Genomic DNA, 13,444 nt, shown 5'->3' with positions numbered 1-13,444 from the left:
TTTATACTATGCCCGATTTTCAAAATGTTTCACATTAGATGGTTTATAAACATTGTAGCAATTCCAAGATAAATGACGATACTTGTTATGTCATTCAAAGTTGTGATAAATGGTCCCGACGCAACTGCTGGGTCTATATTCAAACGATGCATCAATAATGGAATAAATGAGCCTGCCAAAGTTGCGACGACAATAGAACAACAGATTGCTACACCAACTAGTATGCCTAATAATAAAGTATGCTGCCAAAAATATACAATACAAAAAGCGACGACACCACACACAAGACCCATAATCATTCCCGTAACTAATTCACGGAATATTAACTTAAGCTTACTCTGTTCTTCCACATCCCCTGTTGCAATACCTCGAACCGCAACGGCTAATGCCTGTGTTCCGCTATTTCCTGACGTACCACCGATTAATGGGATAAATGCTGCAAGCAATGCTACCTTTTCAAGCGTCCCTGTGAATAAATCTATTAAATTAGCTGTTAGCATTCCTAAAAACAATAGAACAACAAGCCAAGGCAATCGTTTTTTTGCTGCTGCAAATGGATTGGTATCAAAATTATCCATATCAGATACCCCAGCCAGTTTAGAATAGTCTTCCGATGCTTCTTCATCAATAACATCAATAATATCATCGACAGTAATAATCCCTAACATTTCATTTTTAGAATTGATAACTGGAACAGCCAAGAAATTGTAGTCTTTCATAATTTGTGCAACATCTTCCTGGTCATCGGTCACATTTACACTAACGACGCGTTCGTTCATAATTTCATGAATCAGTGTGTCTTCTTCTGCAATAATTAGGTCACGTAATGAGATTACACCTGTCAGATGATTCGTATCATCGACCACAAAAATATAGTAAATCGTTTCCGCTTCAGGTGCTGCATTACGTAGAATAGTCATCGCAGATCTTACGGTAGAGTTTTCAGGAATTGCAACATATTCAGTTGTCATAATCGAACCAGCTGTATATTCTTCATAATGTAACAAGTCTTTTATATCTTGTGCAGATTCGTTATCCATTATTTGAAGGAAATGACTGATTTGATCCTTATCTAATTCATTTAATACATCGACCGCATCATCTGTATACATTTCTGCTATCATTACTGCAGCATAATCCGGTGACATTTCTTCCAAGAAACCTTTATATTCGTTATCATCAAGATCAAGAGCTTCGAAAATCTCAGCCATCTCTTTTGGGGACAAATACTGATAAATAATCTGTCGTATATCAGGTTCCACCTTCTCATAAAACTGTGCCTGATCATACGGATGAAGTGACAAATATTGATCTCTAAAAGTTGTTGGCGAATCAGTTTGTAATAACCCACGTAATTGCTCTTCATCAAATTGTACTTCATCTTTTTTTGCTTCGTCTATCATGCATTGTCCCCTCCTCTCGACGTTTATATTTTTTAGGACACCTTATAATAATAATTCGAACATTACATAAGGACAATTATTTTTTAAAATATATTGTTACAACTTAAATAGTAACATTAGATGTTACTTATACTCAAATAACATTTTCTTCATTCCCTAGGAAATACATTTAAAAGTAAAAACTTTATATTAAATAATAAAAATAGAAAAGGCGTTGTCTACTTAAAGACAACACCCAAATCAGGTTAACCTATAATCATTCGTATATTCGCCTTATATCTTCAGGAAATTCGCTTGTCCATTTTAAAGTCTGACCATTTAGTGGATGTAGCAGTTCGAGTTCTACACAATGCAATGCTTGTCTTGCTACTAACTCTCTTTTACCACCATATAAATCGTCTCCCAATAACGGATGACCAATAGAAGCCATGTGTACTCTAATTTGGTGCGTACGTCCTGTGTGCAAGTTCAATCTTACATGACTTATATCTTCACCATGAATACGATATCGATTGAGTACTTGTACATCTGTATGTGCAAACTTACCGTCTTCTCTTACTTCTCTTTCAATAATGCTTCCGTCTTTTCTCCCAATGGGAGCAATTATTTGAAGAAAGTCTTCAGATATTTCCCCGTGTACGAGCGCTTCATATGTTCGATGAATCTCACGTTTCTTTTGCGCTTCACTCATTAAATGATGGATATGACGATGTTTTGCTATACACATTAGCCCTGATGTATCTCTATCTAATCTAGTAACTACATGCACAGTAGAACGAATTTGTTGCTCTTTTAAATGTGCTGCTACAAAGTTAGCGATGCTACCTGTTGGATGATCATGTGAAGGAATTGTACTTTGATAGGGTGGCTTTTCCAAAATGAGTAATACATCATCCTCGTATTTTATAGCTAATTCTCCACTTTCAGGAAGCAGTCCATCACTGATTTCCTCCATAGGAAAAATAACTGTAACTTCATCTCCTATATTCAAAGGAAAACGTACATTCTGCTCTTTTCCATTCACAAGTAATGCTCCACCTTGAAATTTAATCGCTGTTAACGCTCTTTTTGAAACGCCTATATCAGCCAATGCTTCCCTTAATAATTGTTGCTCTTTTTGTGCAGTAAAGGTTAAACGATATCGTAAATCTTGCATCAATCTTTCAAATCACTATCGATAAAGGAATCATGAACACGTTGCCAGAACGGGAAAGCTTTAAAGCGAGCAAAACGTATCTTTTCTTTGGCAACGCGATATTGAATTGACTTTACATTTTTATGCAACAATTGCACATGATCCACAGTTACCATAAAGTCTTCTGCTTTTACCGGTTTGAGGATACATTTATGATGTGCAGGCAAAACAAGAGAGGAACCTACCGTTCTGAAAACACGGTTATTAATCGAAGCCATTTCCGTAAGTTGTAATGCTTGCAATGATGGATGTAAGATGGCTCCGCCTAATGCTTTGTTATAAGCTGTACTACCCGAAGGTGTTGATATACAAAGGCCATCTCCACGAAATCTTTCAAATGGGCGACCATTTAGTTCAACATCCATTACGAGTGTAACTTCAGGTGATTTAACAGTGGATTCATTTAAAGCCAGATAGGTATAACAATCATCGCTATTTTGATAGTTAATCTTCACTTCTAATAATGGATATTCAATAACTTTAAACTCACCTTTTGCAATTGAAATGACTAGTTTTTCAATTTCACTTGGTTTCCAATCTGCATAGAAGCCAAGATGACCTGTATGAATTCCGACAAATGCAACTTCAGATAGCATATGGGTATAGCGGTGGAACGCATGTAATAACGTTCCATCACCTCCAATAGATAGTACGATGTCCGGTTTTTCTTCATCAACTTCTAAGCCAAAATCAGTTAAATAGTTCGTAGCACATTCCATTAGTTCGTTAGACAATGGGTCATTGCGGGATTGAATAGCGAATCTCATTGGTACTCTCTGTCCCCTTTCGGATGATTTTGGCGTACTTTAGGTTTTGAAGCTTCTTTATATTCTGTGAAATATTGTTGTGCTTCCCTGATTTCTTCTCGTATTTCAGACATCTCTTCGTCGAGTTTAAATGCTGCTTCTGCCGCACTTTGCAGACGATTTTTTATTTCCTTAGGAAATACACCTTTATATTTATAATTCAATGAATGTTCAATCGATGCCCAGAAATTCATCGCAAGGGTGCGAATTTGAATTTCTGCTAAAATCACTTTTTCTCCTTGAATTGTCCCAACAGGGTATTCAATAATCATATGATAAGACCGATATCCACTCTTTTTAACATTTGTGATATAGTCTTTTTCCTCAATGATATGTAAATCATTTCGTTGTCTTAGTAATTCAATAACAGTTGGTATGTCATCTACAAACTGGCACATAATACGAACCCCTGCAATATCTTGTAATTCATGTGCAAGTGTATCCGATGGCTCAAATACTAATCCTTTTTCTAATGTCTTATCATAAATACTCGCAAGTGGTTTTACTCGTCCAGTGACAAATTCTATAGGTGATGTCGTGTTCGATTTTTCGAATTGCGCACGTATCCCTTTTAATTTTATTTTTAGTTCGTCCACTGCTTGCTTATAGGGCTGTAAAAAGCGATCCCATTGTCCCATGATAAGTCCCCCTAACAAAATTTAGGCTTCACTTAATAGTTCTGCAAAGGTTTCTTCGACTGTACTTGTAAAAACCTCTCCATAATTATAGTTACCTTCAATATTATATATAAGTGATTGTAATTCATCCTGAAAGTTGACCAATTCAATCGCCTCAGTTCCACATTTTAACATAGGAATTGCTTTTGATTGTAACGTTTCTACTAATAATGGCCAAACTGATTGTGGAAATTTCACATAACTATACTCAGTTTCCTCATCCATTAAATAAATAAATGCCAATTCATCTGAATCAACAATTATACGACCTGAGGCTTGCCAATTTTCCACTTGGTCTTTTGGATTTTGTAACTCAAAATAGATATGTGAATCTTGAAGTGTTCCTTTTTCGACTATATAAGTTTTACGCAAAGTCAATCTTCCTTTCTGTGAATCTGCTATCTATTTTATCATAGGCTTATTCAAATCTAATCATTTTTTCAGGATATTTGTCATGTATTTTCAATTTAAAGTGAAACTACATATAACAGCGATTTACTGTCCAATAATACGGGCTGGCTGTACATTGCAATTTGTTATAAAATTCCTTTATAATTCATAAATAGAAAGGGTGTCCTAAAATGACCCAACAATTAGAAATTGAATTTAAAAACATGTTAACAAAAGAGGAATTTTCACGTCTTTGCACTACATTTAATCTAACCGATGAAAATTTTCATTCTCAAACAAATCATTATTTTGATACCAAAGATTTTGCGCTAAAAAATTTAAAATCCGGTCTACGAATCCGTGAAGTTCAAGATCGTTTCGAGTGTACATTAAAAGAACCCGCAATTGGGATTGGCTTAACAGAAACAACCGATTTACTTTCAAAAAAAGAAGTTCAATCTATTTTGTCTGGTGATTCTGTCCTTCATGCACATGAAGTAGAGGGTAGACTACAAGCATTGGCAATAGATCCACACGATTTAAAAATTTTGGGTACACTCCAAACAAAACGTGCCGAAATAAAATATGAAGGCGGTCTATTAGTATTCGACCATTCCCAATATGCTGGAACGGATGATTACGAGTTAGAATATGAGGTTTTAAATGAGGAAACTGGGAAAGTGATTTTTGACCGTTTCCTAGCACTCCATTCGATACCACGTAGACCAGCTGACAAAAAAATTGCTCGTTTTATGAGCGTCGTGAAGAAGAAACGAGGTTTATAGATGGATATTCAATCATTAGCACAACTTCAAGCATTACAGAGCACCAATTCTTATGACACTAGCGCAACAAATAATGCAACTTCCTCAACATCTGACGTATTTGCACAAATGTTGTCGCAATTGACATCATCTAATTCAGCAAGTGCAACGCAAATGCTTGGCTTAACAAATGCTCTTTCAAATAGTAATGATGCAACTAATTTAATGCAACTTTTAAGTAATGGACTAAATGGGAACTTATTTAACAGTGGTTCTTCAAGTAACTATAGCCAGTTACTTGGCAGTGGTAGCTCAGCATACTCAAATTATAGTCAAATCTTAAATAGTTTAAGTAGTGCACCTGCTACTACAAATAATTCGCTTTATTATAATGGTACATCGCCTGTTTATACCCCTTCATCTGTATTGAGTAATTATGTGAACAATTACAACAACCTAACAAGCAGTACTATAAACCCGCAAGTGGGAACGAAAAGTGTATCATCTAATACAAATTATGATGCAATTATAAAAAAAGCATCCGAAACATATGGTATACCTGAAAAGTTGATCAAATCCGTTATTAAACAAGAATCAGGATTTAATAATAATGCAACAAGCTCAGCTGGTGCTGGTGGATTGATGCAACTAATGCCTGCCACAGCCAAATACTTAGGTGTTAGCAACGTATATGATGCCGAGCAAAATATTATGGGAGGCACCAAATATTTAAAGCAACTATCGAACAAATTTAACGGAAACTACAATTTAATGTTAGCTGCCTATAATGCCGGACCTGGTAACGTAACAAAATACGGTGGTATTCCACCATTTAAAGAAACTCAAAATTACGTTAATAATATTATGAGTACATACAAAGCTTAATAACATAATTTTTAAAATTGCCAATAACTTCGCATCTACCCATCCATTATTTTTATTTTTTAGAATGGCTCTAAATGCGACAATTATTGGCTTTTTTCATCATAAAATATGAAATTTAAAATAGAGACCGAGTGATTTGTTTGAGAAAATACATAGAGGTTGCTAAAATAGAATTACAGCTAAAGCAAAGGAGAATCATCTATGACGCAAAAACCTATCATTCCTTATGAGGAAATTGGTAAAGAAAAACTTAATAAATTAATTGATATTTTCTATTCCAAAGTCGCTAAAAATCCGAAGCTAAAGCCTATATTTCCTGAAGATTTAACTGAAACAGCTCGAAAACAAAAGCAATTTCAGACACAATATTTAGGTGGCCCGAATATTTATACAGAAGAGCATGGTCATCCAATGCTAAAAGCACGACATATGCCATTTAAAGTTACACCAGAACGTGCGCAAGCATGGTTAGAGTGTATGTCCGAGGCAATGGATGAGGTAGGTTTAGAAGGTAAATTCCGTGAAATTTATTATAAACGTCTTGTCCTTACAGCGCATCATATGATTAACTCTCCGGATGACGAGGAGGTTTTAGAGTGAACAATATTCACTATCTAGCCGAAAAGCCTGTAGTATCTCCATCTACTACTTTAAGCAAACCCATTGAACTCTATGTTTTCATGGATTTGTTATCTCGTGGTAGTTGGGAACTTCAGTCATTAATTCGTCAATTGCAGATAAGTTACGGTCAATACTTTTCACTTCGAATTGTTTTGAGCACTGAACTCAACTCTTTGAACACAGCTTGCCAACGTATTAATAGTTGTGAGTCTCATGAGGATCTTGTCGATGTTGCTCATCCTGTCCTTCCTTCAATTGCAGTAAAAGCTGCTGAACTACAAGGAAAAAAAGCAGGATATCGCTATATGATGAAACTTCAAGAATACGCTTTGATTGATACAAAGAATGTCTGCCAATGTAGTACATTACAAGAAATTGCTATCGAAACCGGCTTAGATATTGAAGAATTCCAATCTGACTTTCTTTCAATAGAAGCATCCCGTGCTTTCCAAAGTGATTTATGTATTACTCGTGAAATGGAAGTCGAAGAAGTACCGAGTTTTGTATTCTTCAATGAAAATATAGAAGATGCTGGATTAAAAGTTTCTGGTTCTTATTCCTATGAAGTTTATGAAAGAATTTTAGAAGAATTACTTGATGAAAAGTTGGTTTGTCAACAGCCACCTTCAGTAGAAGATCTATTCCATCGCTATCATACTTTAACAACTAAAGAAGTTGCTGCTATTTATAATATCTCTCTGAATACAGCCGAACGCGAACTTAAGAAAAAAATGCTCCAACAAAAACTTGATCGAGTAAACTGTGATGAATTATCGCTCTGGCGTTTAAAATAAATCATTAAATTCCAAGGTTGATATAGCTCAACCCAATAATTAAGGGAAATTGCACTATGCAATTTCCCTTTGGTGTTTTATATATCATAAACTATACGATATTAGAAGTTCTTCTTCTCACGTATAGTTACTATGTCATCTTTCGATAAAAAACAAAAGAAGCACCTCTACGGGAGATGCTTCTTTTCACAAAGGGGATGGGAGAAATGTTCACGTTCAAACAAAGGGGTGTATGTTTGTTTGTGATTTATTTCACATCTACACTTTAGCATGAATATACTCTTATATCAACGTTTCAAGCTTATATTCACAAAGTTGTCATATAGTAAGCGATTACAATGGAAAATCAATTTTTTTATGTATAAAATGTCATGTAATTGTCAATTAATATAAGTCATAGGTCGAACTACTTATTTCGAGACTCATATTTAAGCCACAACCTATGTGCCGAGGATGCATTGGTCCATCACGGAGCAGCATTATTATACATAGTAAATATTTAGTATAGAAGAAGGGGTGCCCACAAGTTTTCGACTTATGGAACACCCCTCATATAAATTTTCTTATTCAGCTAATAGTTTTTCAAGTTCATCTAGATTACGTTCAAATACTTTACAAGCTTCAACGATTGGAGAAGCAGATTCCATATCTACCCCAGCTGCTTTCAACACATTAATAGGATAATCCGAGCAACCAGCTTTTAAGAACTTATTAATATAACGTTCTACAGCTGTATTACCTTCAGAAAGGATTTGTGAACTTAGAGCAATTGCTGCGCTCTTACCTGTTGCGTATTGATATACATAATAATTGTAGTAGAAGTGAGGAATACGTGCCCATTCTAAGCCGATTTCATCGTCTACTACCATATCTTCGCCAAAGTATAGCTTATTTAAATCATAGTACACTTTAGTCATACTTTCAGCAGTAAGTGCTTCCCCTTTTTGATCCATCTCATGAATGATATGTTCAAACTCAGCAAACATTGTTTGACGAATAATTGTACCGCGGAATCCTTCCAACCAATGATTCAAAATGTAAATTCTTGTTTTAGGATCATCAATTGTTTTTAACAAATAATCATTTAATAACTCTTCGTTACAAGTAGAAGCTACTTCTGCAACAAAAATAGAATAATCGCCGTAGACAAACGGTTGGTTATTTCGAGTATAGTAACTGTGAACGCTATGTCCAAATTCATGAACAAGCGTGAAGAGATTATCTAAGTTATTTTGCCAGTTCAATAATATATATGGATTTGTACCATATGAACCTGATGAATAAGCGCCACTACGTTTTCCTTTACTTTCTAATACGTCTACCCAGCGGTCTTCAAGTGCCTTTTTAATAATCCCTACATAATCATCACCCATTACACTTAAAGCTTTTAACATATGACCTTTTGCTTCTTCATATGTCATATCAATTTTAGATTCTGGTACAAGTGGTGTATAAACATCCCACATATGCAATTCATCAACACCAAGAATTTTCTTGCGCAATGAAATATAACGATGCATTAAAGGTAAATATTGATGAATCGTTTCAATTAGTTGATCGTACACTTTTTCAGGAATACTATTTGCTGACATCGCAGCTTGACGAGCAGAATCATAATGACGGATACGAGCACTAACATTATGTGCTTTAACATTTCCTGATAGTGTAGCAGCAAATGTATTTTTGAAACTGCCATAAGTACCATACATTGCATGGAATGCTTCTTCACGTACAGAACGATCTTTACTTTCTAGGAAGTGAACATAGTTTCCGTGTGTTAATGGTACTTCGTTACCATCTTCGTCTTTAATATTTGGGAACTCTAAATCTGCATTATTTAACATACTAAATGTGTTAGATGAAGCACTTGTCACTTCTGACATTTGAGACAGTAATGCTTCTTGTTCAGCTGGTAATATGTGAGGTCGTTCTTTATTGATTTCTTCAATTTCTTGTTTATATAATTGAAGCTCTTCATTTTCTTTTAAGTAACTATCTATAACAGCTTCGTCTAATGATAAAATTTCAGGTGTTAAGAATGATAGACTTGTTGAGATTTGAGCATATAATGTTTGGGCACGGCTATCCATTGCTTGATAAGTAGAATTAGTTGTATCTTGGTCATTACGCATATGAGAATATGCATAGAGCTTGCCTAATTTAAGATATACATCGTCGCGGAAACGAAGTACTTTTAACAAAGCTTCCGCACCATCTTTGATCGTACCTTGAAAAGTAGCAGCTTCTTTACCTAGTTCGCTAATTTCTTTATAGGCTTTTTCCCATTCAGCATCTGTTTCGAAAATATCTTCTAATTTCCAAGTAAGTTCAGTTGGTACCTCCTCTCTTGTTAATACTTTTGTTTGTTGATTTTCAGCCATAATATGACCTCCCAAATTTAATTTGTTCCTATAAAATGAGTACTCTCATATTTTCTCAATTTTCTTAACGCTTTGCAAGAAATTGGTCATATATAAGCTTTAATAGTATTTTTTCATTGAATTTACTTTGCATACATGTTATGCCTAAATTTCTTAGTATAAAATTGTAATTTTTCACTGATTGCTCAGCCTCATGATTCAAAAATAATGTAGGATATCTTTTACTAAATTCGTAAATCGTTCTCGTGGAAAGAAAAGTGAACTGTTCTCCCTTCTCTACTAGAAACATGAGCCAAAGTAATTGCCATTCTGCATCCACTACAGAAAAATGGATATTCTTTGCAACAGGGATTCCTATAAACAAAGGCAACTTTTCAGCTTGAATACGGAGAAAATAACATGCGCGTAAAAATGGATCCTGTACACCCTTTTTACTCAGCAATAACCGTCGGCTCAAAAATAGTTTTCTTTCTTGCTTCCATAATTGCCAATAGATTTGAAAATCAGATTCCGATAGTTGTTTCGCAGTTAAAAAAGGGAAATGTTGTGCATCTAATGATAAATGCTGTACGTTGCCTATAAAACGATATCCTCCAAGTGGGACTAAATGAGAAAAATAAACAAAAGACTCAGCTTCGGGATTAAAAGTCATCATATGTGCATCGTCTTGGGTATATGTGATAAACCGCTGTTTAAATGGGGAAATTTTAAGTAGTTGTATACCATTTCGATAAGGTTGTTTGTCTTTTGGGGTTTGTAAAATCCAAATAGGAATTATATCTTCTTTCAAATAGCCTTCTGTACGAGATTCCATTTTGGGGATAGGAATCGTACTACATTGAAACTCAACTGCATATTTCATGGCGTTATATTCAATTAGCAAATCTGGGCGTTGTGCTAATTCTTTTAAATAAGGTTCAAGTTGAACGTTCAAGTTCAGTTTTCGAAACTTTTCGTATAATAACTGCTTTCCTAATAAATGTGTAGTTGTTTCACCTTCTGAAAACAACCCTTTACACTTACTGTTCTTTTGATGAGCAAAATGTGGGATTACAACTTGTCCTATTCTCATCAGTAATGGCTCCTGACACTGCGGACAATAAAACTTCTCTCTCCTCCTCAATTCTATTAATTCGTCATATTCTATATTTCTAGTTAATGTGATCATCCGTTTTTGATCATTAATCGCTGTTAAAATATAATCACCCCCTCTATTAAATTTTATGAATAATCTCTCTATTTTGCAAACAAAGTGAAGATTCTATCAATAGTGTATAAGAATGCACTTTTTCGATTAAAAAAAGAAGCTATTTGAAAATGAATTAATCCATTTTCTAATAGCTTCTATTGTATTTATACTGCAGAAACTCATTGGTTATATTTGCATACCGATAAACAAGTATTGTTATTCTTTTTACCCATTGAGTTCAATTTTTCATTTAAAAATATTTTCGGACATTTTCAAAGCAATTTTCTTCCATTATTACTTTTCCATACTCTTCTAATACATGGATTGTCTTATCCGCTTCATCTGCAAATTCTGAAATAACACTTAGATAATTCTCTAAATCTCCCATTAAACAATCTTCATCAAATTCGACATGCAAGTAAAACTTTCCGTCCATTTCATATAAAGAATTGTCAAAATCGGCCTCTTTCGGCATTCTGTAGGCTATATCAATAATATCATCAAATTGGTTTAGTTCGAACGTATAGCCATCGAAGATTTCATCTGATTCACCAAAAAATTCATTAAACTCATCTGGTTTTATGTCCACACCACTAAAGGCATTTTCAAAAAACTTTCTTTTATCTTCTAAATTTGAAGGCAGGTCTAGTAATCCATCCGAGTTCAATTTGGCAGTAGTGACTGTTAATTCAAGTCCGTTTTCTTTTGCTACAACTTGAATCCATAATGGACCGTCCATTTCAAAATCTATATCGTCATTAATCTCTTCCATCATTACCCAGAATAGTTCTTCGCCTTTTTCTCGGTTATACCATATTTCATCTTTCGTGAAACCGCGTTCTTCAATGTCAAGATAAGAAATGAAGAGTTTTAGTGTATTCTCATTAATGCGTTCCATATCCATATTACACAACTCCCTCCGGTCACTACTTCTAAAAAAGATTTGTCTGTTAGCCAGATTCTTGAAGGTGTACCATATAAACAGCGTCTCTTACTATTGTATGACGAGATGACGAAAAATGAAAAGAATAAATCTTAGGAAATAACAATAGTATATGAAATATAATAGAGTATGTTGATAAAAGCTTCAGAAAAATTAATGTTACTTATTTCATATTACCATACTGCTATAAAATATAAGTTGACACAGAGGTAATTTTCTTCATCCTAAACATACTTTTCAGCTATGTTCAACTTCAAAATTGATCAGACTAAATAAAAAAGCTAAAACCCCAGCCTTTTCGGGAGCTCTAGCTTAGCTTGTACATATATTCTCCAACTATACGATTAGTTCACCATTTTTTGGGCTTCTTGTAATTGGTAAGCACGTACTTTCCTTGGTAAGAAACGTCTAATTTCATCCTCGTTATAACCAACTTGAAGACGTTTTTCATCTAAAATAATTGGACGACGCAATAGCCCTGGATTTTCTTGAATTAATTCATATAATTTTTGTAATGGAAGAGATTCTAAATCCACTTTTAGCTTTTGGAAAATTTTAGAACGAGTAGAGATAATTTCGTCTGTTCCATCTTCAGTCATTCGTAAGATTTCTTTAATTTCACTAATACTTAGAGGCTCAGCAAAAATGTTACGTTCTTTATAAGGAATCTCATGTTCTTCCAACCACGCTTTTGCTTTTCTACATGAAGTACAACTTGGTGATGTAAATAATGTAACCATCATATCAAACACACCCTTTCAAATAGTAAGTAATTATATAAACATTTATCTATTTTTAAATTAGAATTACTCTAATAAAGAAGTCTAACATCATTATACAACATATTTTCTCATTTGGATATACACAAAAAAGAAATAATTTCAATTGATTTATGTCTTTTATTTCTATAACAATAAGCATTTTATATTATTTATCAGGCTCAATTCTCACTTACAATATTACTATAGCCAAAAACATTAAACTTTAATCACTGAGAAAAAAATAAAATTATTCTCATTTAGAAACACGAAATTGAAAATAGATAATCTTCTAAATATACATACGATTCATTTCGAAAAAAGGTTTCATTTTTTTGATTTTTTATAATGTTTAGGTGGACAAATCAATTTAAAAAATGAAAAGAGGCTGAGACAAAAGAGCTTTAGCTAATTAAAAATCCGAACAATAATGTGAAATTCTATTTAGTGCTTCACATTTGTTCGGATTTTCTTTTTAATATTTTTAACCTTTAATAACTCATCGTAATATTATTTTCTGTGTTCCGTTCCAGATGGCGCTTTCCGCGGGCTTGGCTTCAATCTCCTCGTCACTAAAAACCGTGTGCTCCTGCATCGCTTCGCTAGCTTCGTCGCAGAAAATCCCTTTTGCAAAGACG

13 protein-coding genes are annotated in these 13,444 nt (G+C 34.1%); 4 read left to right on the top strand and 9 right to left on the bottom strand.

Going from position 1 to position 13,444, the window contains the following annotated elements; translation table 11 throughout:
- Positions 1-29: 29 nt before the first annotated feature.
- The 5 genes from mgtE to D1606_RS03670 form a co-directional block, all read right to left on the bottom strand.
- Positions 30-1,403, bottom strand: a complete 1,374-nt coding sequence (gene mgtE, locus D1606_RS03690) for a magnesium transporter (RefSeq protein WP_119414663.1) — start codon at positions 1,401-1,403, stop codon at positions 30-32.
- A gap of 256 nt (positions 1,404-1,659) precedes the next feature.
- Positions 1,660-2,559 (bottom strand): RluA family pseudouridine synthase, encoded by a 900-nt coding sequence (locus D1606_RS03685; RefSeq protein WP_119414759.1) that lies wholly within the window; start codon positions 2,557-2,559, stop codon positions 1,660-1,662.
- Positions 2,559-3,365 (bottom strand): NAD kinase, encoded by an 807-nt coding sequence (locus D1606_RS03680; protein WP_119414662.1) that lies wholly within the window; start codon positions 3,363-3,365, stop codon positions 2,559-2,561. The genes D1606_RS03685 and D1606_RS03680 overlap by 1 nt, the downstream gene beginning before the upstream one ends.
- Positions 3,362-4,042, bottom strand: a complete 681-nt coding sequence (gene yjbM / locus D1606_RS03675; protein WP_119414661.1) for a GTP diphosphokinase — start codon at positions 4,040-4,042, stop codon at positions 3,362-3,364. The genes D1606_RS03680 and yjbM overlap by 4 nt, the downstream gene beginning before the upstream one ends.
- A 21-nt stretch (positions 4,043-4,063) precedes the next feature.
- Positions 4,064-4,453 (bottom strand): UPF0738 family protein, encoded by a 390-nt coding sequence (locus tag D1606_RS03670; RefSeq protein WP_119414660.1) that lies wholly within the window; start codon positions 4,451-4,453, stop codon positions 4,064-4,066.
- Positions 4,454-4,662: 209 nt separating this feature from the next.
- Here D1606_RS03670 and D1606_RS03665 point away from each other — a divergent pair, with 209 nt between their 5' ends.
- From D1606_RS03665 to D1606_RS03650, 4 genes are all read left to right on the top strand, one after another.
- On the top strand, positions 4,663-5,256 hold the full coding sequence (locus D1606_RS03665; protein ID WP_119414659.1) for a CYTH domain-containing protein: 594 nt from the start codon (positions 4,663-4,665) through the stop codon (positions 5,254-5,256).
- Positions 5,257-6,120, top strand: a complete 864-nt coding sequence (locus D1606_RS03660; RefSeq protein ID WP_119414658.1) for a lytic transglycosylase domain-containing protein — start codon at positions 5,257-5,259, stop codon at positions 6,118-6,120.
- Between the two features lie 201 nt (positions 6,121-6,321).
- Positions 6,322-6,720, top strand: a complete 399-nt coding sequence (locus tag D1606_RS03655; protein ID WP_119414657.1) for a globin domain-containing protein — start codon at positions 6,322-6,324, stop codon at positions 6,718-6,720.
- Positions 6,717-7,535 (top strand): DsbA family protein, encoded by an 819-nt coding sequence (locus D1606_RS03650; protein ID WP_119414656.1) that lies wholly within the window; start codon positions 6,717-6,719, stop codon positions 7,533-7,535. The genes D1606_RS03655 and D1606_RS03650 overlap by 4 nt, the downstream gene beginning before the upstream one ends.
- Before the next feature lie 563 nt (positions 7,536-8,098).
- Here the strand turns inward: D1606_RS03650 and pepF are convergent.
- The 4 genes from pepF to spxA form a co-directional block, all read right to left on the bottom strand.
- Positions 8,099-9,916 (bottom strand): oligoendopeptidase F, encoded by a 1,818-nt coding sequence (gene pepF, locus D1606_RS03645; protein ID WP_119414655.1) that lies wholly within the window; start codon positions 9,914-9,916, stop codon positions 8,099-8,101.
- Between the two features lie 64 nt (positions 9,917-9,980).
- Positions 9,981-11,084, bottom strand: coding sequence for a competence protein CoiA (locus tag D1606_RS03640; RefSeq protein ID WP_119414654.1), 1,104 nt, complete (start codon positions 11,082-11,084; stop codon positions 9,981-9,983).
- A gap of 271 nt (positions 11,085-11,355) precedes the next feature.
- Positions 11,356-12,009 carry an adaptor protein MecA gene (gene mecA / locus D1606_RS03635; protein WP_119414653.1) on the bottom strand — a complete coding sequence of 218 codons (654 nt, stop codon included), beginning with the start codon at positions 12,007-12,009 and terminating at the stop codon, positions 11,356-11,358.
- Positions 12,010-12,392: 383 nt separating this feature from the next.
- Positions 12,393-12,788 carry a transcriptional regulator SpxA gene (gene spxA, locus D1606_RS03630; protein ID WP_119414758.1) on the bottom strand — a complete coding sequence of 132 codons (396 nt, stop codon included), beginning with the start codon at positions 12,786-12,788 and terminating at the stop codon, positions 12,393-12,395.
- Positions 12,789-13,444 lie beyond the last annotated feature (656 nt).

Source organism: Rummeliibacillus sp. POC4 (assembly GCF_003576525.1).
Lineage (GTDB): Bacteria > Bacillota > Bacilli > Bacillales_A > Planococcaceae > Rummeliibacillus.
The sequence above is the reverse complement of the archived record's forward strand: the minus strand, read 5'-3'. Positions and strand labels throughout refer to the sequence as shown.

What these genes read in the sequence shown, in the direction of transcription:
- D1606_RS03655 (WP_119414657.1), top strand. Translation starts at nt 6,322, where the DNA reads ATGACGCAAAAACCTATCATTCCTTATGAGGAAATTGGTAAAGAAAAA.
- D1606_RS03640 (WP_119414654.1), bottom strand. Translation starts at nt 11,084, where the DNA reads ATGATCACATTAACTAGAAATATAGAATATGACGAATTAATAGAATTG.
- D1606_RS03660 (WP_119414658.1), top strand. Translation starts at nt 5,257, where the DNA reads ATGGATATTCAATCATTAGCACAACTTCAAGCATTACAGAGCACCAAT.
- D1606_RS03680 (WP_119414662.1), bottom strand. Translation starts at nt 3,365, where the DNA reads ATGAGATTCGCTATTCAATCCCGCAATGACCCATTGTCTAACGAACTA.
- D1606_RS03665 (WP_119414659.1), top strand. Translation starts at nt 4,663, where the DNA reads ATGACCCAACAATTAGAAATTGAATTTAAAAACATGTTAACAAAAGAG.
- pepF (WP_119414655.1), bottom strand. Translation starts at nt 9,916, where the DNA reads ATGGCTGAAAATCAACAAACAAAAGTATTAACAAGAGAGGAGGTACCA.
- spxA (WP_119414758.1), bottom strand. Translation starts at nt 12,788, where the DNA reads ATGGTTACATTATTTACATCACCAAGTTGTACTTCATGTAGAAAAGCA.
- D1606_RS03685 (WP_119414759.1), bottom strand. Translation starts at nt 2,559, where the DNA reads ATGCAAGATTTACGATATCGTTTAACCTTTACTGCACAAAAAGAGCAA.
- mecA (WP_119414653.1), bottom strand. Translation starts at nt 12,009, where the DNA reads ATGGATATGGAACGCATTAATGAGAATACACTAAAACTCTTCATTTCT.
- mgtE (WP_119414663.1), bottom strand. Translation starts at nt 1,403, where the DNA reads ATGATAGACGAAGCAAAAAAAGATGAAGTACAATTTGATGAAGAGCAA.
- yjbM (WP_119414661.1), bottom strand. Translation starts at nt 4,042, where the DNA reads ATGGGACAATGGGATCGCTTTTTACAGCCCTATAAGCAAGCAGTGGAC.